The organism is Sarcina sp. DSM 11001, assembly GCF_900101015.1.
Lineage (GTDB): Bacteria > Bacillota > Clostridia > Lachnospirales > Lachnospiraceae > CAG-791.
This window is the reverse complement of the sequence record NZ_FNFZ01000039.1, coordinates 1-23,055: the sequence shown is the minus strand read 5'-3', so window position 1 is coordinate 23,055 and position 23,055 is coordinate 1. Positions and strand designations below refer to the sequence as shown.

Annotated in this window: 14 protein-coding genes; 6 read left to right on the top strand and 8 right to left on the bottom strand. The window is 51.4% G+C overall.

Translation table 11 applies throughout. From position 1 onward, the window contains the following. Positions 1–299 precede the first annotated feature (299 nt). From BLT02_RS15375 to BLT02_RS15355, 5 genes are all read right to left on the bottom strand, one after another. Complete coding sequence (locus BLT02_RS15375; protein ID WP_092997514.1) at positions 300–944, bottom strand: reverse transcriptase domain-containing protein; 645 nt, start codon at positions 942–944, stop codon at positions 300–302. A 568-nt stretch (positions 945–1,512) separates the two neighbouring features. Beyond that, positions 1,513–1,761: a metal-sensing transcriptional repressor gene (locus BLT02_RS15370; protein ID WP_347475034.1), complete on the bottom strand. Its 249-nt coding sequence runs from the start codon at positions 1,759–1,761 to the stop codon at positions 1,513–1,515. 241 nt (positions 1,762–2,002) lie between these two features. After that, the gene (locus BLT02_RS15365) at positions 2,003–2,731 is read right to left on the bottom strand and encodes a GDSL-type esterase/lipase family protein (RefSeq protein ID WP_092997511.1); all 729 of its coding nucleotides are present in this window, start codon (positions 2,729–2,731) and stop codon (positions 2,003–2,005) included. Positions 2,732–2,784: 53 nt separating this feature from the next. Continuing rightward, positions 2,785–3,696 (bottom strand): ketopantoate reductase family protein, encoded by a 912-nt coding sequence (locus BLT02_RS15360; RefSeq protein WP_092997508.1) that lies wholly within the window; start codon positions 3,694–3,696, stop codon positions 2,785–2,787. Positions 3,697–3,775: 79 nt separating this feature from the next. Then, positions 3,776–5,956: a hypothetical protein gene (locus BLT02_RS15355; RefSeq protein WP_139187700.1), complete on the bottom strand. Its 2,181-nt coding sequence runs from the start codon at positions 5,954–5,956 to the stop codon at positions 3,776–3,778. A 310-nt stretch (positions 5,957–6,266) separates the two neighbouring features. Between BLT02_RS15355 and BLT02_RS15350 the strand changes: the two genes are divergently transcribed. The 5 genes from BLT02_RS15350 to BLT02_RS15330 all read left to right on the top strand — a co-directional run bounded on the left by BLT02_RS15350 (position 6,267) and on the right by BLT02_RS15330 (position 12,283). Next, on the top strand, positions 6,267–6,503 hold the full coding sequence (locus BLT02_RS15350) for an aspartate dehydrogenase (RefSeq protein ID WP_092997501.1): 237 nt from the start codon (positions 6,267–6,269) through the stop codon (positions 6,501–6,503). A gap of 355 nt (positions 6,504–6,858) precedes the next feature. Next, positions 6,859–8,085: a CaiB/BaiF CoA transferase family protein gene (locus BLT02_RS15345; protein WP_092997498.1), complete on the top strand. Its 1,227-nt coding sequence runs from the start codon at positions 6,859–6,861 to the stop codon at positions 8,083–8,085. A 128-nt stretch (positions 8,086–8,213) separates the two neighbouring features. After that, positions 8,214–9,578 carry a sigma-54 interaction domain-containing protein gene (locus tag BLT02_RS15340; protein WP_092997495.1) on the top strand — a complete coding sequence of 455 codons (1,365 nt, stop codon included), beginning with the start codon at positions 8,214–8,216 and terminating at the stop codon, positions 9,576–9,578. 579 nt (positions 9,579–10,157) lie between these two features. Then, entirely contained in the window at positions 10,158–11,756 is a 1,599-nt protein-coding gene (locus BLT02_RS15335) for a hypothetical protein (protein ID WP_092997492.1), read from the top strand. Between the two features lie 107 nt (positions 11,757–11,863). Continuing rightward, a complete protein-coding gene (locus tag BLT02_RS15330) occupies positions 11,864–12,283 on the top strand; it encodes an ATP-binding protein (RefSeq protein WP_092997489.1) in 420 nt (139 codons plus the stop codon). 307 nt (positions 12,284–12,590) lie between these two features. Here BLT02_RS15330 and BLT02_RS15325 read toward each other — a convergent pair whose 3' ends face one another. Both BLT02_RS15325 and BLT02_RS15320 read right to left on the bottom strand, forming a co-directional pair. Continuing rightward, a complete protein-coding gene (locus BLT02_RS15325) occupies positions 12,591–16,700 on the bottom strand; it encodes an LPXTG cell wall anchor domain-containing protein (protein WP_092997486.1) in 4,110 nt (1,369 codons plus the stop codon). Between the two features lie 400 nt (positions 16,701–17,100). Beyond that, positions 17,101–20,412 (bottom strand): hypothetical protein, encoded by a 3,312-nt coding sequence (locus BLT02_RS15320; protein WP_092997483.1) that lies wholly within the window; start codon positions 20,410–20,412, stop codon positions 17,101–17,103. 691 nt (positions 20,413–21,103) lie between these two features. Here BLT02_RS15320 and BLT02_RS15315 point away from each other — a divergent pair. Further along, positions 21,104–21,388: a hypothetical protein gene (locus BLT02_RS15315; RefSeq protein WP_092997480.1), complete on the top strand. Its 285-nt coding sequence runs from the start codon at positions 21,104–21,106 to the stop codon at positions 21,386–21,388. 113 nt (positions 21,389–21,501) lie between these two features. Here BLT02_RS15315 and BLT02_RS15310 read toward each other — a convergent pair whose 3' ends face one another. Continuing rightward, complete coding sequence (locus BLT02_RS15310; RefSeq protein WP_092997477.1) at positions 21,502–22,644, bottom strand: ABC transporter substrate-binding protein; 1,143 nt, start codon at positions 22,642–22,644, stop codon at positions 21,502–21,504. Positions 22,645–23,055 lie beyond the last annotated feature (411 nt).

Here is a 23,055-nt window from a genome sequence, read left to right as displayed (position 1 = left end):
CGCCTTATGCCGAGCTAGTTGTTATGCCGAGTTAATGCTAAATAAGCTTGAAATAGCAGGAAACACGCGCCGGTTATCTCGGCATAACATATTCCTTCTTGAAGGAATTCCGGAAACCAATAAGACACAGATCTGCTCTCCAATCCAGGTATTAAATATTGGAACTCAGCATTCTCCTCAATCTTTGGAGTAAGAATATGTCCAAAGATTGAGAACCTATATGAGCCTCATTAATATAGCGGAAGAATTATGTGGAGATAATCGATGATGAAGCACTATAATTACAAGTGATAAAGTGCTTATCTCCACATAACTAAGAGCTCGACATAAGGCGGGTTATGCGGATATCCGCATAACGGCCCTTGGGGTGTGCCGACTACAGTATCTTCATACTCATCGTCGATCATTACTCCGCTGACGAGAAACTTCCTCACCACCGATATGACATCTCCGTCCTTTATTGTCCGTCCAAAGATGGTCATCAGCTTGTCATGGTCTACTGTGTCAAAGAACTTCGCAAGGTCGATGTCCACGATCCAGCTGTGTCCGTCATTCATCATCTCCAATGCCTTCAGGACTGCCTGTTGTGCACATCGGTTGGGTCTGAACCCGTAGCTGTGGTCGTGGAACTGCTCCTCAAAAATCGGAGTGAGTACCTGCGCCACCGCCTGTTGTACAAAGCGGTCGACTACTGTTGGCACTCCAAGGTTCCTTGTCCCACCGTCCGGCTTTGGTATCTCTACCCGTCTGACCGGCTGCGGCTTATATTTCCTCGTCCGCAGCTGTTCCCTGATGCTTTCGCCGTTTTCCGAAAGGTATGCGCCAAGCTCTTCTACGGTCATCCCGTCTACGCCTGCCGCTCCTTTGTTCCTGACGACTTGCAGATACGCCGCATTGAGGTTGTCTTTGCTCAGTATCTGCTCCATAAGACTACTTGTGTCCATGCGTTGTTTCCTTTCTGCTCCTTTTGCCTTCACCGCCTTTGATGTTATCGACAGACGTTGCTCCGGCTACGAAGTGGAACGTACTTCAACTGATTGATTGTTCGTCCCTTCGCTCCATCCCCATTACAGGGACTTCTTCACTACTATGGACTCTGCTGACTTCTCACAGTTCGTTGTTACTACAGCTAATGAGACCGCCTGTGAGACCTCCGCGCATAAGGTGCACGCTCTTTCCCTCCATCTATCCGCCACATTTACGCTGTTCCTACAAACGGGGTAGTTATCAGACTTCACTGCTTTTGGCCAGCTTATCTGTCGGAACCTCGCCTTATATGTGATTTCTGTCCGTCGGACCAGAGGTTTGCCTACAGCTTCTTTCAGATTCCACCTCACGGTAGACACCCTTGCTGTTCAGCTATACACTTCCCACTACCTGGGCGTGTTCGGGACTTTCACCCGTTAGAGCGCGCCCATGGCGCGCATACCAAAAAAACAAAAACAGGTGCCTGCGCGCCTGCTTTTGTTTTTTACATACACATTTTCGCCCGAAAAGTACTGATCCGGGCCCTTATTTAATAAAGCAGTCAATAGCATCATTGAGTGCATCGACCGCAGCCATATCGTTCTCTTCAATGGCTTCCACAATACAGTGGCTGATATGGTTTTTCATAATGACTTTGCCCGTATTGTTAATAGCATTCCGAACAGCAGCAAGCTGGATCAGGACTTCACTGCAGTCCTCGCCGCGCTCAACCATACGCTTGACAGATTCCAGATGCCCTATGGCACGGGAGAGGCGGTTGATCACAGGGCGCATCTCCTCTTCGGTATGTACATGGCGGTGATGAACATGCCCGCCGGCATGCGTGTGAGAATGTTCTGCTGCTCCATAATGGGAATGGGAATGAGAATGACCTTGTTCCTGCATAGGCTCTGCTGCGCTATTATGTATTCCTGTCTTGTTCTGTCCATGTCCGATTGCAGCCATTACGCTTTCCTTTCCAATACAAGACTGTACAAACCTGCCGAAATTTCCCGGTTTTATCTGAACCCCCGCTTCAGTGCAGAGCGCACGAATCGCAGGAATGGCCGGCGCCGTTCCAGATGTGGCGGAGTACATCGATCATCTCTGAAGCAAAAAGCATGTGTCCGGTCTGCGACAGATGGACGCCGTCGTGGGCAAACTGGAGCAGCCAATCTGATGTATCTGCGAAAAACAGATTCCGGGATTTCGCGATCTCCTGATAATAGCGGCAGAGCTTTTCGCCTTCTTCTTTATAGAGTGTGGCAAAGTTTTTGTCACCGGCGATATAGGGCTGTGCATAAGACTGGTCCGTGAGGACGATCGCCGGAGGAGCGATCAGCAGGATCCCGGGCAGGGATGGCTTTTCCTTAATTCCGGAGCCGTCCTGTCCGCTTTCGGGCATCAGCTTCTGGACAAAGTCGATCAGTTTTTCCATCCTGTGCGCTGTTTCCTCAGCGTTGGGGCGGAGGGTGCCGACGATATCATTGGTGCCCAGCATGACGGCAAAAAGGTCAAAGGGCATCTCATTCCGGATCACGCTCTCCAGATAGTCCCAATCGTACCGGCCCTCGGGAATAAATCTGCCGGGCATGCCGTCCGCCCTGACCTGCCAAATCCCCAGAAGATTCTGTCCGACTATGTTCGCCCAGCGTGATTCTTCAGGATAGCGTCCTCCCATAAAACCGGCGGGATCATATCCATATGTATTGGAGTCACCGTAAAAGAGTACTTTTTTATAAAAACTGCTTTTCGGAACGTTCATAGTCTTCCCTCCTTTTCCCTTTTTTCTTTTTCCCTTTTCCTTTTTTCTTTTCTCTATCTGATCTTTCCCTCGTTTTTTTCCTCCAGAGCTCGGATCGCATGGTAGGTAAAGGCGGTATAGGGGACTTCGATGCCTGCCTCCGCTGCTTTTTTCATCAGTACACCGGCAAACATGTCGATCTCCGTGCGGCGTCCGGCGTCGATGTCCTGCAAAGTGGAGAAGCGGGCTTCCGGGCGGACGCGGCCGTGCCTGTTTTCATCGTAGACCACTTTGATCCCATAGGCAGCCGCGACGCGGATGGTCTCGTCAAAAAGGCGGTCGTGGATAAAGCGCACGTGTTCGCTGTCGACATAGGCTTCGTATCCGACATTCAGGATCGCCTGCGGAAGGTTATTTCCCATGTTCAGGGCAAATTTCTGCCACTGCTCTCTCTGGATCTCGCTGGTGAACCGATGGCTGATCCCCGCCTTTTCCAGGAGCCTTCCCAGGGCTCGTGTCCTCGGGGTCTCCTCGGGTGTGTCCTTTTCCCCATAGATCAGACCCGGGGCATCCAGATTGTAATCGATCCGGTTTCCGACCCTCTGGGAAGCAATGATCATATAGGCGTGCAGCAGATGCTGTGCCCCGACGGCTTCCGCCAGGATCTCCTCGCTGTCCACGCCGTTCAGCGTGCTGACGACCGTCGTGTGAGGCGCGGTCATATGCTGCAGATCCTTTAAAACCTCGGGGAGGCCGCTGTATTTCGTCGCCACCAGGATCAGATCCGCGCCGGCCGCCTCTTCCGGGCTGCAGACATTGGGGAAAACCTGCTCTCCGTTGATCACAAGTCCATGCTCCCGGAGGCGGGCCGCCCGCTCTCCGTCAGCAATGACACAGAAATTGTCTCCCAGCGTGCCCGACAGCCCGCGGATAAAAAACGCACCGACAGCACCCGCGCCGATCAAAGCTGCTGTTCTAATCTCCATCTCTTTCCCCTTTCGTCTGCCACCTCGTTTTCGGGGGCTGTTCCCTTATCAGGTATTTCTTTATTACAGTCCACATTAGTTACGGATCAACCCACATATAGGCTGTTCTCGTATAAGCCGAATGGCCGGCACTGTCGTAGACTTTGCAGCGGAACTGGAAACCGTCGCGGCCAAGAGCAGCCCGGACCTTGAGCGTATTGGACGTATGTCCCGTACTGGCGGAGTTTCTCCAGCCTCCGTTCGCATATTCCTTCACCTGCCATCTGTATTTGAGTCCGGCACCTGATGCCCTGACGCGGAAGACCGCCGTCTCACCGGAATAGGTGAGAACATCCGAAGGCTGGCTCCTGATGCCAAAGACATAGAGTTTGGCGGCGTTGGTGTAGGCGCTCCTGCCCTTGCTGTCTGTGACTTTGCAACGGAAAGCGTAGCCGTTATGGGCCGTTTTGGTCGTCACCCTCAGCGTCGATGTCGTGTGGCCGGGACTTCCTGAACGCCTCCAGCCTGAATTGTCCCTGACCTGCCACTGATATTTGAGCCCCGCACCTGTTGCGGAGACGCGGAAAACAGCTTTATTTCCGGCTCTTACATTCTGATTCTTCGGGCTGCTCCTGATCCCGAAAACATGGAAGGAAACAGCCTTGGAGTAAACGGCATTTCCTTTTTTATCGCTCACCTTGCAGCGGAACTGATATCCGTTATAGGCAGTTCTGCCGGAGACTCTCAGGTTTCTGGTCGCATGTCCCGAACTGGACGAGTTTCTCCAGCTGCTGTTTCCAGTCTCCCTCACCTGCCACTGATACCTGATTCCGCCGCCGGAGGCTGCCACCCAGAAGGATCCTGTCTGTTTTTCCCTGACATTCTGGGAGGAAGGATTACTCTGAATGCTCAGGACATAAAGTCTGGCGCCCTTACTGTAAGTGACCTTCCCGTCCGCATCGCTGACTCTGCAGCGGTAGAGACGGTTGTTTTTTCCACCGGAGAGATCGTAAAGCGTCAAAACAGGGGTTTCCACGCCCTCGCCGCCGCAGTTCTGCCACTCCGTTTTCTCAGGAAGCCGCACCTGCCAGCGGTATTTCAGCCCCTTGCCGGATGCCTTCACTTTAAAGACTGCCGTGCCTCCCTGTTTGACGTACTGGGTGGAGGGATCGGTCCTGATCCCCAGGACGTACAGGACGGCGGCCTTGCTGTAGATCTTGTTCCCCGCTGCATCGGAGATCCTGCAGCGGTAACGGTAGCCGTTGTGCCCGGCGGGCGTATTCGAGACCTTCAGGACGGCTGTCTCGCAGCCCTCCTCCGAGGACTTCTTCCAGTCCTCTTCTGAGGACCGTCTGTATTCCCACTTGTACTTCAGATCTTTACCGACTGCCGAGATCCGGAAGGTGGCGGTATGATCCGCTTTTACATTCTGATTTTTGGGAGAAGACCTGATCCCCAGGACATAGAGGAACACACCGTCGGTATAGATCGTCTTCCCGTGCTCGTCAGTGATCCTGCAGCGATAGCGGAAACGGTTCCTTCCCGTATTCACATTCGGGACCGTCAGGACAGGGGTCTCCAGTCCGTCGCCGGCTTCTGTATTGCGCCATTTCTCATCGCCGGGCTTTCGGGCCTGCCAGCGGTATTTCAGGCCGTCTCCTTCAGCAGAGACCTTAAATACAGCTGTACCGCCTTCCTTGACGACTGCCTCTGCGGGCTGCTTTGTGATCGCAGGCTCCCGGACAGGCGGCCCAGCTGCAGGAGCGGCTTTGCTGTCCAGGACCAGTCCCTGATCCTCATCCGCTGCGGCGACGCTGTAAGAATCACCGGAAGCAATATCCGCAGATTGAGCTTCCGTTCCTTCCTTAACGCCCGCTTCCTGACTCACATCTGCAGCGGATCCCGCAGCACCTTCTTCCAGGCCGTCACCGTTCTGCCCCGCATCCGGAGCGGATCCCGCAGGGTTTTCTTCTACCGCGTCTGCGTCCTGACCCGGAACCGCATCCGGGGCGGATCCCGCAGCACCTTCTTCCTCTCCGCCCGTTTCCGCGGCCGGTTCCACAACGCCTTCTGCCTCTTCGGCCGGTTCCGCAGGCTGCTTTCCTTCTACTTCAGTCTGTACAGAGACTGCAGAGGACTTACTTCCCTGCGGTCCGGATCCTGCGTTTTTACCCTCACAGGCTGCCAGTATAAGGATCAGCACCAGCACTACAATAAAATTCGCTTGAATCCTTTTTTTACCCATGTTATTCATATTATGTGCACCAATCCTCTCTCCCATCGTGTTTCCCCGACAGCCGTCCAGCCTGTATCCGGTATGCTGGTCTGGCGTGTTCTGCTATGTCGGATACTCCGGCGGATGCGGGACTCTGCGGTAAAAGATATGTTTACAATGCGGCGGAAACCGGGGGCGTGGACAGTGACCACAGCTTCGTTCCGCCTATAAAAAAGTATGGCAGACAATCCCTTAAAAAACAAGTTTCTGGTATACTGGGAATGAAAAAAAGCCAATAAAAAACCAATAAATAAAGAAATAAAATCATCCACCGGTCAGGCTCCGGCAGGCCGGATCAGGCAAAGGAGGTTTCTCAATGCTCTTTTTCCGCAAAAAAAAATCCGCTGTCCCTGCCGGCAGCGGAAGCTACGACCGTGACAGACAGGAACCTGTCCTGCGCTGCAGCATCTGCACCGGTGAACAGGTTGCCGGCTTTCTGGATAAATCATCCGGTACTTTCCAGGAAGTAATGCTGGTCAGAAACTCTGCTGACCTTGAAGCTTTCCGCAGCGAATACGCGATTCCGGACGGCGAGATCCGCAAGATCTATTGAGCACGGGAATTTCAGAACAGCGGGATCCGCAGGACCTGTCGAATGCCCTGCCGGCACCACGTCAGGGGCACCTGTCCTGTAAATGAGACAGGACGGTATCTCCGGAAAGCCTCTCCCACGGGATAATCCGGAAAATAAGACAGGTATACACGGTCAGTCTCATTTTTGCGACATCTGTTGCAAAAATGAGACTGTGGTTCAAAATTGAATATATTATTCAAATTTAATCACAAAAAAAAGCCTTATTTTATGCGTTATTTCCAATTACTTAATTGCGAACATGAATTGGCACGCTTTTTGCTATATATTTTCCTGTACCTGATAATTTTATAACTTATTTAACAGGAGGAAAAAAATGGCACAATTAGAAGGTGTAAGGGTAGTCGACCTGACAACTTATATCGCGGCTCCTTCCGCGGGGCGCGCCCTCGCAAGCATGGGAGCGGAAGTAATCAAGGTTGAACCGCCCCGTGGAGACGGCTTCAAGCCCTTCTCCATGAGCTGCAACTATCCTGCTTATCCCGAGGATGACTATTACACAGGTTATGATGTAATGAACTTCCTCAAAAAGGGACTTTGCCTGAACCTCAAGGATCCTGAGGCTCTGAAGGCTTTCAAGAAGCTCCTCTCCACAGCGGATGTCTTCCTGACAAACACCCGCGTGCAGGCTCTGAAGAAGATGGGTCTCGATTATGAGACACTTCACAAAGAGTTCCCTCGTCTGATCCATGCCTCCATCCTTGGATATGGAGAAAAGGGACCGCTGAAAGACAAGCCCGGCTTTGACTACACTGCTTATTTCTCCAGAGGCGGTGTTGCCTATTCCGTTATGGAGAAGGGCACTTCTCCCGCTGTTCCGGTTTCCGGTTTCGGCGACAACTATGCAGGTCTTGCTCTGACAGCAGGTATTCTTGCTGCTCTGTACAATCAGACAAAGACCGGCCAGGGCGAGAGAGTCACAGTCAGTCTGTATGACACTGCTATTTACGGCATCAGCTGGATGATGGGCGCTGTCGAGTACGGCAACGAGCTTCCCGCTTCCAGACGTCACACCAACAGTGCCGTCGCAACGACTTATGCGACAAAGGATGGCAGGTACATTCAGCTGGCTATGCTGGATTACTCTCAGCTGCCCCGTCTGGCAAAAGCCCTGGAGGCTGACTTCCTTCTGACTGACGAGCGCTTCAACAACTATCAGGGCATGCTCGCCAACATCGAGGTTATGGTCCAGGCTCTGGAGCCCGTCTTTGCATCCAGGACACTGGAGGAGTGGACTCCCAGGCTTGTGGAAGCCGACATTCCGTTCGAAGTCGTACAGACCGCTCTGGAAGTCGTCAAAGACGAGCAGGCATGGGCAAACGACTATATCTTCAAGAGAGAGTACGAAGGCAAGAATCTCTACTATATCCGCACACCTATCTTCTTCACAGAGAGACCTTCCTACAAGGAAGAGAGCGGACGCGGACGTGCTCCGATGATGGGCGAAGATACGAGAGAGATCCTTGGCGGCCTCGGCTATTCCGATGCAGAGATCGATGCCATGAAGGCTTCCGGTGCTGTGATCGAGAAAACACCCAAATAAGGAACTGCTGCAGAACCGACATGTCATTTTGCGCAGATCCCGCTTAACCAAAAAAGTAAAATGATATGCTAACCTCGCTGCAGGTTTTAAAAAACCTGCGCGTTCAGGCGGGAAGGAGATAACAGCGATTGAACTCATATATACTGACGGATACCCAGCGCCTGATCGATATGGTCGACGAAGTTGTCCTGATCTTTGATGAGACCGGGACGATACTGATGGGGAATGACAAGGTTGATGAGTGGCTTCCATGCTCCAGAGACGAGATTGTAGGAAATAATGTCCGTTTCCTGCAGCATGCAAATTACACCCGGGGAATCCTTACAATTGAAGAAGTTATCCAGAAAAGGAAAGCTGTTTTCAACAATGCTCTGTATTCCAACGGGAAGCTGATCTCCTACACCGGCAAACCGGCGTTTGATAAAGAAGGGAATTTTATTGGCGGGGTATTGACCGGCCGCGACATGAGTTACCTGATCAAGCTCTACAAAGAGCAGGATCGTCACCCTATCCAGACCACCGATGATGAGTTAATCGGCGACAGCAGAGAGATCGGTCTTGTGCGGAGACAGATTCTCAATGCAGCAAAAACCGATGCTCCGGTCATGATCATCGGTGAGTCTGGAACGGGGAAAGAGGTCATCGCGCGTGCGATCTATAAAAACAGTCGCCGCGCCGACAAACCATGCGTAGCCATCAACTGCAGCGCCATTCCAACGGAGCTTGTGGAAGCGGAACTATTCGGATATGAAGAAGGTGCTTTTACAGGGGCCCGAAAAGGGGGAAAAAAAGGGCTCCTCGAATCTGCGAACGGCGGCACCGTCTTTCTGGACGAAATAGGTACTCTGCCAAAGCATCTCCAGAGCAAATTCCTGCGCGTCATTCAGGAAAACAAGATGATGCGCGTGGGCGGTGTCCGGGAGATCGACCTGGACATCCGCTACATTTCTGCAACAAATCTGACGTTGGCGCAACTCCGCGATGAGAACTATTTCCGGCAGGATCTGTACTACAGGCTCTGTGTCATCCCGATCCAGGTGCCGCCCCTGCGGCAGCGGATTGGAGATGCGGAACAGCTCGCCGCATACTTCGTGGATTATTTCAACAAACTTTATATGAAACATACCGTTCTGACTGAAGAAGTGCTGGAACTGATCCGTGGCAACACCTGGCCGGGCAATGTCCGGGAACTCAGGAACATCATGGAACGGCTTGTGATCACTGCTGATGACGAGGAACTCAATGCAGAAGATTACAAGCTGGCGACCAGTATCGATTCAGTTGAGGACGAGGTTGAGAAGACACGGCTTGAACTGGATGACATCGTCACACTGGATGACGCCTACAAAATGGTCGATCAGATTCTGATCTCCAGGGCAGTCCGGCAGATGGGATCAGTCAAAAAAGCGGCAAAGGTCCTCGGCATCAACCGGTCGACCCTCTACCGCAAAATCCAGGACAGCCGGGTCGAGCTCGATAGAACCGAGCAGTAACCAAATCTCAGATTGGTCTGCAAACACTTTTATTCTGGTTACAATAGCATTTGCTTTGTAATACACACTTTCTCTTTAGTACCATTAACTTCCTTTTAGTAACTGTTAACTTTATACTCACTTTCACTTTTGACGATACCATTCCTTACCTCTTCTGCCTTTGGGGTAAGGGATGGTATTCTTCGTTTCCGGTCAAAACCGGTCTCCGTGATCAAGACCCGGATGCAGTCTGTGTCTACTCTAGTGTCTAATCTAATTTACAGCAAAATATTTTTTAATTTTACCGCATAATATTTTACAAATAACAGCAGGCTGTTTCTTCCCTTGCGGTTTTTATGACTCTAAAGTAAAATATAATATATACAAAAACCATTACAAAAATCTCTTTTTTCCAGCTTCCATCCTTATATATCAAAATCACGTTTTCCTCTCATGTTTTCCTTTATTGTTCCTTATCCTGCCAAAGAAATAATAAAGAAAAATACAATAAAGAAATATAATGAAGAAGAAATATAATAAAAGATATATTACTGATGGGAAAAGGAATCAAAAGGAGGCGCTCATAGAAAAGGAGGGAATATGAACAGAGTCAGTGAGAACCGGGAAAGAGCCGGATCCATCAGCCGTTTTCAGCAGTTTTGCATTCTATTGCTTTGTCTGGCAGTAGTACTGCCTTCTCTGAGAGCTTTTTCAATCTCTGCAGAAGCAGGTGTCACATGGCCGGTCTTTGGCGCAGGACAGCCAGTCCTGGCCTATACGGCGAATCCCGAAAAAAAGTATCCGGTTTATAATAAATCTCACAGTAAAATCAAGGGCTTGATGCTGTCTTCTTCCAGCCCGATCCGCATTATCGCCATCGACGGAAAATGGGCGGCTTTCCTGTATTCTACAAACGGAACGACAAAGACTGGTTATGTGCCCCTGAGCACATTTACTGCCGTGGCGATCCCCCAGAACAAGGAGACTGCGCAGGCGGAAACAACAGTTTACCGGAGAGATTCCGGTTCCAAAACGGCAGGAAGGATCACAGCCGGCAGCACATTATATACACTGGCTTCCGCAGGCAGCCGCGTCCAGATCCTTTACAGTGTAAGGAATTCCTCGGGGAACATCAGAAACTGGCAGATGGGCTGGGTAAACCGGTCTGACCACAACAAACTGCTCACAGTCATGGGAGCCAGTACGCTGCGGATCACAGGGGTCTCACGCCCTACTGTGCTCCAGCAGGGTTCCTTCTTTACCGTCACAGGTACGGTATCCTCCAACTACAATATCAAGGAAGTGCGCGTCGCGATCAGAAACGCAGCTTACAATGTTGTTTCCAAGCGCTATACTACTACGAACACCAAGTCCTTCAGCCTCAGCCTGGTGGATAAATACATCCTCTTCAACAAGGCGACCCCCGGGAAAAACTATTACATCATCTGGGCAAAGGATGCAAAAGGCAAGACTGTCCTCATGAACATGCCTTTCACCGTTGTCAAAAAGACGATCCCCACCGCTCCCTCCAGCGGGAGAGCCGGCGGCCCCTCTTATTTCCTTGGCTATGACCGTTATTCAGGAGTGAATTACAAGGGACAGACCAGCAGCAGCCGGAGGATCGCCGCTCTGAACAAGGCGAAAAAAATGGTCACGATCAAGTGGAAATGCCCGATGAACTTTCCCACATGGTATAATATCGAAGGCTATTACAGCTACGCCAAGGCCAAGGACGGAACAGTCTCGACCCAGTTCCTCAAGGGAAAGACTTACGTCGGCATCCCTTATTCGATGAAGAACCACTCCTACGACAATGAAGCCTGGGCAAATGTCATCAAAAAAGGCTACACCTGGAAGGAGATGGCGGCTCCCTTCTATTCATCCGTCTATAAGACCGCCGCAAAGGGATCTGACTGCTCCTACTTTGTCTATCTGTGCATGCGGGCAGGCGGTGCCAACGTGACCTATCAGACCACCTATACCATGTCGAATGGCCAGTATTACAAGAGGATCGACAAGTCCCGGATGAAGCCCGGAGACGTCCTTCTGTGCTCTCACCACACGATGCTGTTCGCCGGCAGGGTCGGAAGCAGATACGCTGTATTTGAATCCACTTCAGACGGGGCAACGACCAGGTACAAACTCTTCACTGCAGCCGAGCTTGCCGAATATTCCGCCTATCGGTATAAATACTGGTAATTGGTGCTGACTTTATAAAAAACACTCTGTATTCCCGCGGAGTTGTGGTAAAATAGATACGAGCTGAACCGGATGATCCGGTCAGAAATCCGCAGGAGGAACATGTTGTGAAAGAACTTACCGTTGAGGCAAAAATCGATAATATCGGAATAGTCACGGATTTTCTCGATGAAGCCCTGGATGCCATAAACTGTCCCATGAAAGCCCACATGCAGATTGCCGTAGCACTGGATGAGCTCTTCACCAATATAGCTCATTATTCCTATGCTCCCTCGACAGGGAATGCCACGATCCGAGTTGAGCCAGATAAGGACAATACCTCTGTGACGATCACACTGATCGACAGCGGGATCCCTTTTAACCCTCTCTCCAGGAAAGAGCCCGACACTACTCTGCCTGCGGAGGCCCGCGAGATTGGAGGTCTTGGTATTTTCCTCGTCAGAAAGACCATGGATGATCTCAGCTATGAATATATCAATAACCAGAATGTCGTCCGGATCAAAAAAGTGCTCCACCCGAAAAAATGACGGAGGAAGGTTTTAATCAGTTTTGATCAGATAAGATATTCAGATAATCAATAAGATAATCGAATAAGATAATCAGACAAGATAATCAGATTGTTCAAGTATCATCAAGCTCAACAAAAAGGCGCTGCCGCAGCAGCGCCTTTTTTGTTTCTGTATTATCTTTGCTCTAGCTAAGCTTTTTAAGATATTTACTATACATACGATACGCACATACAATACACTTTTTAAGATTTCGTTTTCCTTATAATTCCTTCTAAGAGTAAAACTCTGCGTATCGTTATATCCTGTTTCTTATTCCGTCCTGTATTTATTTGTTTTTACGTTTCCTGTAAATAAGGATGCCTGCAATTCCAAGAATTGCGACAATGAGGATCCCGATCCACAGTCCTGCATTGGTGTCATCTCCGGTCTTGGGGCTTGAGCTTGATGACTTACTGGAGCTGGAAGAACCGTTATTGCTGGTCGTTCCTCTCACACTGAATTTCGTCTCCGCTGTACCGTCCTTAAACTGGATCTTAATCGTATGTGCACCGACTGCAAGATTCTTCAGATAGTCCTTGTTCAGGGTCAGCTTCAGGCTTCCCTTGGCTGTCGCATAATTGGAGCTGCTGACGGTCTTTCCGTCGATCAGAACGCCTGTGAACGCCCTGAAGGTTATGGCATCGTACTCGCTTCTCTTCACCGTCAGATTCAGACCACTGCTGCTTGTGTTATTCCAGGAATAAGCGTTGGCAGTATATTTGTAGCCTGCGGTTCCCGCCGGTTTGATCACAGCCTCTTTCGTGTCCGTGACAGCCTTGCCATTTACCTTGACGGATGCTGTGTAGGTGATCTTGCCGTTCGTACTTGTCGTAGGCATTGTGATCATGCCCTTTACAGCGGCCTTGACGGTCGTTGTATGGTTCGAGTCGCGCCTGCAGGTAAAGGTAGCGGTAGCCTTGGTGTAGCCGCTCACCCACTTAAAGGCAGGTGCTCCCCACTGATGGCCGAGGGCAGCCGGCTGGACCTCCTTTTTCTGCTCGGCAAAAGCTGTGTTTTCAAATGCAGCCGTGTAGGTAAGCTTCCCTGCAGCTTCGCAGGTCGCCTCTTTTATTACATCCTTAGTTGTGGCAACAGTTTCTGTCTCCACATGTTCATTATTGTTTTTGCAGACACGTTTCGCGGTCACTTTACTGTAGTCGTCAGCCCATGTATATGTGGGTTCATTCCAGTCATGACCAGTGGCCTTGTATTCTGCAGGAACAAGATCAGCTGTGGTGATCTCTGTTTTTGCTTCCTTGTCACTGAACAGCAACTTGCAGACAGAGCACTGATAATAGGCGATATGGCCGTCCTCTGTGCAGGTCGCCGGCTTTTCTTTAATCTCCTCGAGAGTATGCTCATGCTGGAGATCTCTTGTCTGTGTTTTGCCGCACTTGCTGCAGGTACGCTCTTCCGTGTCATTTAATGTCTCGCTTTTTTTCCACTCACTCCAGTCATGGCTTGAGGAAATCACCATTCCGGAGTCGCCGCTGTATCCAGTCCCTCCGGGAATAACAAAGATTCCTTTAGGTCCGATGCAGAGGCTCTCATCAACGGAGATAGACATTCCTGAAATAGCTTCCTCATTGGTGATACGGAGCTCACCCTTGCCGCCGGCTTTGATGACAAGAGGACCATTATCAGCAATGATGCCGTAAGCTGTCTTACCATCACCGACGCCTTCTTTTGCTGTGCCGGTGAGGCTGTTGTTACCCGTGAATTCTATTGTAAGCGTCTTCGTACCATTATATCTTATCGCAGGGCCGTCTCCAGGAGCTGTGATCGTAGCGCCATTCAGCTTCAGGATATTCTGAACAGGGTCATAGGTGACGGTCTTATCTCCAAGGACATCGCCCTGGTTCTCAGCAGTGACAGGATCTCCCCAGACATAGAGATCATATCCGAGCGCAGGATCTGAAGGATTCTCGACCTCTGCAGTCTGGTCATCAAAGACCTTATCCTCAAAGGTCGCGGTGTAGACTGTCTTGCCGGGCTCATCTTTAGTGGGTTTCTCGTAATGGGATGTTACTTTGCCCTCTTTCGTACCTTTATGGTCTACGTTGTTGCTGCAGGTTTTCGTTGCCGTGCAGGTGCTGTAACCATCTTTCCACTCATAATCCGTCGCACTCCACTGACAAGAACTGGCAATCGACACACCCATGTCATCCCCTGTCAGTCCATCCACTCCATCCTTTTCCTGAGGTACTCCCTTGGGACCCAGGCAGAGTTCCTTGTCAAAGGTAACGTCCTTCCCTTTTATCGCTTCCTTATTGGAAATCTCCATCACGCCTTCGCCCCCGGCCTCGATGTGAAGGGAGCCGTTAGGAGCATAAATACCATAACCTACGCCGCCGTTTTCGTCGTTTTTATCCTCCTTCCCCATCAGGTAGCAGTTCCCCTTGAATATGATCGTGAAATCCCTTGTGCCCACATATCTGACGGCAGGGCCGGGCCGTTCGGAGGAAAGTGTCGCCTCATCCAGAGTCAGTGTGTTCTCTACGGCATCGTAAACGGCAGTCTTTTTGACATCCCCGTCTTCGTCATCCTTCTTTCCGAGGATATCAACACAATTGTCCGAGGTTACCAGTATTCCATCGACATATAAATCGTATTCATCGACCTCTGCGGTCTGGTCTTCAAAGACCTCATCCTCAAACGTCGCGATATAGACCGTCTTGGCAGGTTCTGTGGCTGTGGCATCCTCATGATGGGACGTCACTTTACCCTCTTCCGTGTCTTCATGGTCTACGTTGTTGCTGCACTTTTTCGTTGCCGTGCAGGTACTGTGATCGTCCGACCATTCATAATACGCGGGGCTCCACTGATGAGAGCTGGCGATCGACACACCCAGTCCATACTGTTCATCCCCTTCTAATCCATATCCGCCCGGAATAACACTTACTCCCAGGGGGCCCAGGCAGAGCGCTTCGTCAAAGGAGACGTCCTTTCCTGTTATCGCGTCCTGATTGGAAATGATCATCAGGCCTTCTCCGCCGGCTTTGAGGCGAAGGGAGCCGTTGACTGCGGAAATTCCATAGGCTGTAACACCGTCTCCGACGTCTGCATCCGGCTGACCGACCAGGAAGCAGTTCCCTTTGAATATGATCGTGAAATCCTTTGTGCCGTCATATCTGACGGCCGGGCCGGGCCGTTCGGTGGAAAGTGTCGCCTCATCCAGAGTCAGAGTGTTCTTTTTGTCATCGTAAACAGCAGTCTTTTTGACATCTCCTTCTTCGTCATCATCTTCTCCGAGGATATCACCCTTATTATCCGCGGTAACTGCCCTTCCGTCGACATAGAGTTTGTACTCGGATTCTGCGCTGTTCAGGGGATCGTCGGTCAGAAGATCGTCATCCGCGAGCACTGCAGGTTCGTCAGTCGTGAAGGCTGCGCCGTTTGCCGTTCCGGCAAATCCGGCTTCCTCTTTGGAATCCGGAATGATCAGATCCTCGTCCATATCCCCGGCTTTTTCAACGCCGCTGACTTTGACCTTGACGTCCTTTTTAATATTTTTGATGGTATAGGTTCCGTCACTGCCCTCTTTCAGAGTATTGCTGCCGGCCTTTACAGAGAAGTCCTTCCCCTTCTTGTAGCCTTCCGCGATGTTAAGGGTGAAGCTGAAGCTGTCACCCTCGTCCACGGTCGTCTCGCCCATGGCCATAATGGCATAGCCTTTCCCTGAGGGAAGAGTGACCTTGCAGGAGGATGTCTTTGCGTCATCCTTTTCGTCTGTCTTCTTGCTGTCTTCTTTCTTATTGTCTTCTTTCTTACTGTCGTCCTTCTTGCCTGACTTACTCTCAAGCTTCGGGATCGCTTCTTTATAGGAATCTTTGCAGCGCTTGCAGGTATAGGTCACTTCACCTTCGGAGGTCTCCGTCGCAGGTTTGGTGACCTTCTTTTCATACTCATGACCGAGAGCTTCTTCACCCTCTTCTTTATACTTGTCTCCGCAGCGGGTGCAGGTATAAACGGTCTCGCCGGCCTTCTCGCAGGTGGCCTTTGTTTCCTCCACTGTATAGGAATGTCCCAGTGCAGGTTCTCCCTCTTCCGTCTGGGTATGTCCGCAGACCGTGCAGGTGTATGTCACCTTGCCGGCCTTTGTGCAGGTCGGCTCCGTGGCCGTTCCGCCGTCATACTCATGATCAGTCTTAGGGATCTCCTCATCATAGGAATCCCCGCATACAGTACAGGTAAATGTCTCGATTCCTGTCTTTTTGCAGGTGGGTTCCCTTGTGATCACAGATTCGTAATCATGTCCGTTTGCGCAGGGGTCACCGACTTCCATGTCCATTGTAATCCCGTCCCCTGCATAATCTGCTGCCATTGCGCTCACAGGCAGCACCCCGATCAACATTGTCATTGAAATCAGGAAAGCTAAAGCTCGATTCAGTTTCATTGTTCTCCTCCGACTATACTGAGACTTTACTGAGTGCTCGCACAGATGCCGCGGCAGCAGTTCCCTGCACTGTCGCTTTCTGAGTTTAGAGTTTCCAGGTATCTGAGTGGCAGGCAGCAAATGCGGCCTGCCGGTTAAATAGCTGTTTTACCAGTATTTTAGTATCTCAGACATATGTCTGAATTGCAAGTCCGTTCTGGCTGATAATTAAGAATTCTTTATGAATTTTTGTTACAATACAGACCGGCTCGAAACTCGAGGCGTTTTTCGCGGCTTTTTCGCGAAAAACCCGAGTGGAACAGCGTTCGCCCCATTCGCGAAGCGAATTCAGCATGGGCGAACGCAAGTTACTGTCACGCCCCTCGAGGGGGCGTGGACAGTAACGAATTTTTCGCACTTTTCAGCGCCTGCCTGTTTTCCTGTTCTTGATCATCAGGAGGCAGAAGATCCCAAGGAGGCCTGCAGCCGCAAGACCGGCCCAGAGCAGCGGTGTATTGTCATCCCCTGTTCTGGGGCTCTTCCATCCCCGCGCCCGGACATGGAAGATCGTGTCGACGGTTCCATCCTTGAAGTCCACCAGAAGGGTGTGGTCTCCCTCGGAAAGTGTCTGCAGGTAATAGGCCTTGAGATGGAGCTTCAGGCTGCCCTTCTCATCGGTGTAATTGTTTGAGCTGATCGACTTGCCGTCGATCTTGATCCCGTTAAAGGCTTTATAGGTGATCCCGTCGTACTCATCTCTCTTTACGGTGAAGGAGATGCCGCTCTTGCTGTCCTTGGTCCAGTTGGATTCTCTCTTGGTGAACCTGTAGCCGTCATTGTTCCCCGCCGGGGAGATCAGGCTTTCCGCTGTATCGGTTTCTTCTTTCCCGTTCACCTTGACCGTTGCCGTATACCGGACCTTTCCGTCCGCCGTCTTAGTCGGCAGGGTATAGACGCCTGATACCTCTGCATCAACGGTCTTCTTGTGGGAGGAATCGCGGCTGCAGGTCAGTCTGACTTCACAGTCTCTGTTTTTGTTACTCCACCTGAACTCGGGATTGCTCCAGATATGCCCCAGTGCTTTCAGCTCGACTTCCTTTTTCTGTTCGGCAAAAGCCTTATTTTTAAAAGTCGCGGTATAGATGTATTTTCCTTTTTTCTCGCAGGCAGGTTCGACTACCTTTCTGACGGGCTTGACAGTCTCGGTCTCCGTATGGGAGCTGTCCCTGAGACAGATCCGTTTCGCCGTCGCGGTGCTTTTGTCTGATGCCCAGGTATAGGACGGTTCGTCCCACTCATGCCCCAGGGCCCTGATCACGGTATCCTTTTCCTCTATCTCCTCCTGTGCTTCACTGTCGTCAAAGAGTTTCCCGCAGACAGTGCAGACATAGTGTTCGATATTACCTGCCCGTTCACAGGTGGGTTCGGTATAATCTACCAGGTTCAACGTGTGGGAGATCTTCCATTCTGCTATAAAGGTGACCGATTTCCCGATCCGGACAGTGGTTCCCGGTTTAAAGGTTTTGCCGTCTGCCCGCCAGACGTCAAACTTTTTGCACTGGGGAGCCGTAAACCCGTTTTCGGGGACCTTCAGTTTCCGCCCCTTGAGAACGGTCTGTTTCTCCATAGTCCCGCTCCCCTCGCCGGGGTCAAAAGTGATCCCAAGGACAGGGAGGGGTTCGATCACAGCAGAGGCCGCCGCAGTACCATCCTGATCCGTGATCTTTCTGCCGTCTCCGGACAGCTTTCCGTTCTTCGGGGAAATGATCCCGAGCCTGCCTGCCAGGGTGATCTTATTGTCAGCGAGGAGGGCATCCTTTTTACCGGAAGCCTGCACTTTGCTGATCCCGTTTTCGATTCGGATATTCCGCGCACGGATACCGGCTCCGCCTCCTGTAGCGGAAGAAGAAACTGTTCCGCCCGAAATGACGACGTCTCCCTCTTTTGCGCAGATCCCTGCTCCGGAGGAAGCCGCGTCTGTCCTGATGGTCAGAGTACCGGTCCCCTTGATGGTCACCGAGCTCTTTGCACTCATGATCCCGCTGACTGTCCCCTTGTCTGACAGACTGTTGTCTCCTGACAACACGATGGTCAGGGGATCTGTTCCCTCATAATAAATGACCGCTTTCTTATTTCCTGCTGATTTGATGGAGGCGCCCTTCAGGGTCAGGGTATTGGTCTTGTCATCATAGCTGACCTTCCCTTTTCCCAGGATGTCCTCTTTGTTTTTGGAGGTTGCATGGGTTCCTCCCACCCAGATGGGAAGGGCTTTTCCGTTCTTGTCAGAAGCGGTCGTTGTCTCCTTCGCGGTATCAGAAGGGGTATCAGAGGTATCAGAGGTTTCTTCTGCAGGGTCTGCAGTAGAGATGTCCCCGATCCCCGTCGCTGCTTCTGAAGCAGAATCCTCCGGCTCTTCCCCGGGGGCGGCGATTTCTGTTACCCCTTCCCGGGGTGTCTCTGTAGGGTTCTCATACGGCTCCTGGGGAGCTGTATCTTCCGGGTCGTCTGTAGAAGAAGTGCCTGCCGGGTCATCCTGGGTATTCTCTGATGATGTGTCCTCTGTATTTTCTGACGGGGCATCTGAAAATCCAGCCGCAGGATCATCATCAGAAGGCAGCGGGTCTGTACTCTCGTTTACAGCATCCGTAAAAGCGGTGTCTTCGATATACTGCTCATCCTGTTCCTGAACTCCGTTATCGTAGTCTCCATAGGGAGGCTGGTCCGGTATGCTCTCCCCGTCGTCAGGGTATTCCGGCTGATCCTGGGCGCCGTTGTCATAATCCTCGTAGGCTGACTGGTCCCGGGCGTCATTGTCATAATCCGGGTACTCCGGCTGGTCCTCAGGCTGGCTCTCTCCGGTCCCGTCTTCCTCATAGACCGCTGCCGGATCCTCCTCCGAGACATCACCCTGTTCCTGCTCCTCAGGAATATCTTCAGGAATATCTTCAGGAACATCCTCAGGCGCCTGGCCCGGGATCACCTCTTCTTCATCAGAGGGTTCCGTCTCAGGTTCTTCCCCGGGCGCATCCTGTTCGTCTTCCGGAGAGACAGTGTCTGTATTGCCGGATTCATCCTCTGCCTGCGGCACAGCCGCGCCGGGTGTCTCACCGGATCCTGCTACCTGTCCGGATTTGTCTGTTTTTTCCACACCGGTCACGGTCACAGTTACATTTCCCGTGATCTTCGGAATCGTATAAGTCTCCTGGCCTGCTGCTACGGAACCTGTTCCCGCGGCACCTGCCGCAGGCTCCTTTCCCGTCGCCGCAGGCTGATTCTCTGCAGGCTGTTTCTCTATAGACTGGTTCTGAGCATTATCGCCGGTATTGGTTTCCTCCCCGGCATTTTCCCCGGAGCCATTCTCAGATTTTCTGGTATCGGCAGTGGCTCCTTCACCAGCTGCCGGAACCAGAGGATCCGGTTTTAAAACCACATCGCCAGCCTTGACCGCAAAATTTTTCCCCTTTTTATAGCCGTCAGCTATGGAAAGAGAAAAGGTAAAGCTTCCGCCTTCCGGGACGGCCGTGCTGCCGATGGGTTTGATCACATACCCGGTCTGTTCATTTTCTGCGGGAAGAAGGATCTTCCAGGCTCCAGCCTCCTGCACAGCTTCGCTGGCCTGCCCCGCCTGTTCTTCCTCATAGTCCGTCCCTTCGGCTGCAGGAACTTTCAAAGGCAGTGTTCCAATAGCCAGCAGCAGGGTAAGAATCAGCGCAAATACACTGTTTCTTTTCATAATTATTATCCTCCGTTGAGCAGGTTCCATTCCGCTTTCAAATGGCCTCCCGCCGTCTTGCTGTCTGTAAAAAGCTGTTTCCGGCCTTCAGAAGCTGTTCAGATCAAATAACAGTTCCCCGGATCATGTGCAGACAGCTGCTTTCCAGTCTGTTCTTACCTGTTCTTACGTACTCGATATGTACACGATATATCCACAAATATTATCGGTACCATAATACGCCCGCCTGTCAATGATTTTCATCCCGGCGCGGTTTTTGTACAGGAAAAAAAACCTTTTCCCCCGGGAATTCCAGCCAAAAAGCATACTGAACATTCCCCGATGGGTGTATTCCGTTTTATTATAGCATGAAAAACGCAAAAGAAACGTAAATCCTGCAAAAAGTAACACTCAAAGAAATCTCAGCGAAATTTCAAGTCAATTTGTCCATTCCAATACTCCATTCCGATACTCTGTTCCGGTACTCTGTTCCGGTACTCTGTTCCGGTTCGCGCGTTATTAAGGACGCAGTGGCAACCCTTCCGGTCACAAGAGAACAGGGAACGAGCGGTTCAAGGCACGGGTGTTCAGGCCGCGGGCATTCAGGCAGCAAACGTAAGCATCCTGTGGTTTGTACTCCGCTGAATATGGTATACTGGCCCTATGGAAACACAGGTAATCTATTGGAATATTTTGCTCAGGGAGGAAAAAGATGAAACACTATATTATAGTAAAATTCACGGAAGGGACGGATGTCCGTGCGCTGGCCGGACCCGTTCGGGGAATCTTTGAGGAAACACTGAAAATCCCCGGGATCCATGACCTGGCGATCAGAACTTCCAATTCAGACAGGGCCAACCGCTATGATCTGATGATCATCCTGGATATGGAAAAAGAAGCCCTTGCGGCCTATGACGTATCCGAGCCGCATCTGCGCTGGAAAAAAGAGTACGGGGACAGAATTGAAAAGAAGGCTATTTTTGACTGCGACGAATGATTACTGCCGCGCGGATGCGGAAGAAATATCTACAGCATACAAAAAAGCAGAGGATCCGGTTTTCCGCTGGGTTCTCTGCTTTTTTCTTCACTCTGTATCTTCTTTCCTGCCCGTCACATCACGTCGGCAACGACATCGGATACAGGGATTTTTTTGTCGATCAGGCCGCTTTCATACATCCAGTCGATGTTTTCCTGCCAGGTCTGTTCGGTCTGGGTCAGGAAAGGAGCATCCGCGGTCTCCATGAGGGGAAGAAGGGTCTCACAGGACTTTTTCTCTACAGTGGGAGAAAGCGGGAAGTTCTCCTCATTCTGGTTATTGAGCAGGATCTGGAGGCAGGCATCCGGATCAGCCTGGAAATCATCAAAGCCCTTTGCGCAGGCGCGCAGGAACCCTGCCAGCACCTCCGGTTCCTCCTCGATCATCGTATCGTTCGCAAGGAAGACGGCTTCGTAATAATTGGGAATTCCGTACTCATTGACAAGGAAATAATTGACGTCAAAACCTTCCTCTTCCAGTTGGGGCACTTCGTGGTTGACCAGGCAGCCGATCGTAGCATCGACCTGATCTGTTGTCATGGAACTCATGAGCTCAAATCCGACATTGACGAGTTCCACGCTCTCAGGGTCTTCACCATTTGCCTTCATCATGGCCCAGACCAGAGCCTCACTCAGAGCTGTTCCGGCGAAGCCGACCTTTTTGCCCACCAGATCTTTGGGAGAGGTGATGTTCTTGTCTGCAAGAGACAGGATCACATTCAGGGGAGACTGGACAACTGCCCCGATGGATTTAATGGGGACGCCCTGGTTGGCCACAGCCTGGATGATGTCCTGCTGATAGTAGAGGCCGATCTGGGCTTTTCCGGCCGCCACCAGAGCGAGGGCATCATTCTCGTTGGCGGGGAAGCGGATCTTCACATCCAGTCCCTCGTCCGCGAAATAGCCGCGCTCGATCGCAGTATAAAGGAATGCGTGAAGGGCATTGGGGTACCAGTCAAGGACCACATCCATCTGTCTGAGCTCACCCGAAGGCTTTGCATTCTCCTGTTCAGCTGCTCCTGCCGCTGTGGAAGCATCCGCCGCCTGCTCTTTTACAGCTTCCTCTTTTACAGCTTCCTCTTTATTTGAAGGAGCGGCTGTGCTCTGTCCGGCATTTCCTCCGCAGCCGACGCACAGGAAGGCGCACATACACACGCACAACACAGCGGCTGTCAGCGCACTGACCAGAGATTTCTTTTGATTCTTTCTTTTTTTCATACCTTCAGCTATGACCTCCTGTTTACAAATAAGTATACATCTGTTTCCGGATATGCATGAATCCACCATGAACCTCCACCCCCATGCGGTGCTGAACCGCGTCCTTTGGAGGTGGTATCAAAGCCCCTTCGGGCTTTAGAAACCCTCCGGTTTTCTGATATCTGACCGTCGTGCCGGTTTCCCCTTCCGGACCGTTCCCGGCCGGCCGTACGAGTACGGGACTGTCCATGAGCCCCTTATCCGTCGGGATCTTCCACAGCTCTCCCTCCGGAATACTTTCTGCGGATCTTTACGCGGTCCGCGCGCGCTGCAGGGCTTTAAAGCCCATGGTCTCCGGATGAGCAAGGAAACGGAAGTCCTCCGTCCCCTCCCATGCGCCCGGGACCGCCTTCCTCAGGATGTTCGCTGCCG

What these genes read in the sequence shown, in the direction of transcription:
- BLT02_RS15375 (WP_092997514.1), bottom strand. Translation starts at nt 944, where the DNA reads ATGGACACAAGTAGTCTTATGGAGCAGATACTGAGCAAAGACAACCTC.
- BLT02_RS15370 (WP_347475034.1), bottom strand. Translation starts at nt 1,761, where the DNA reads ATGCGCCCTGTGATCAACCGCCTCTCCCGTGCCATAGGGCATCTGGAA.
- BLT02_RS15365 (WP_092997511.1), bottom strand. Translation starts at nt 2,731, where the DNA reads ATGAACGTTCCGAAAAGCAGTTTTTATAAAAAAGTACTCTTTTACGGT.
- BLT02_RS15360 (WP_092997508.1), bottom strand. Translation starts at nt 3,696, where the DNA reads ATGGAGATTAGAACAGCAGCTTTGATCGGCGCGGGTGCTGTCGGTGCG.
- BLT02_RS15355 (WP_139187700.1), bottom strand. Translation starts at nt 5,956, where the DNA reads ATGGGAGAGAGGATTGGTGCACATAATATGAATAACATGGGTAAAAAA.
- BLT02_RS15350 (WP_092997501.1), top strand. Translation starts at nt 6,267, where the DNA reads ATGCTCTTTTTCCGCAAAAAAAAATCCGCTGTCCCTGCCGGCAGCGGA.
- BLT02_RS15345 (WP_092997498.1), top strand. Translation starts at nt 6,859, where the DNA reads ATGGCACAATTAGAAGGTGTAAGGGTAGTCGACCTGACAACTTATATC.
- BLT02_RS15335 (WP_092997492.1), top strand. Translation starts at nt 10,158, where the DNA reads ATGAACAGAGTCAGTGAGAACCGGGAAAGAGCCGGATCCATCAGCCGT.
- BLT02_RS15325 (WP_092997486.1), bottom strand. Translation starts at nt 16,700, where the DNA reads ATGAAACTGAATCGAGCTTTAGCTTTCCTGATTTCAATGACAATGTTG.
- BLT02_RS15320 (WP_092997483.1), bottom strand. Translation starts at nt 20,412, where the DNA reads ATGAAAAGAAACAGTGTATTTGCGCTGATTCTTACCCTGCTGCTGGCT.
- BLT02_RS15315 (WP_092997480.1), top strand. Translation starts at nt 21,104, where the DNA reads ATGAAACACTATATTATAGTAAAATTCACGGAAGGGACGGATGTCCGT.
- BLT02_RS15310 (WP_092997477.1), bottom strand. Translation starts at nt 22,644, where the DNA reads ATGAAAAAAAGAAAGAATCAAAAGAAATCTCTGGTCAGTGCGCTGACA.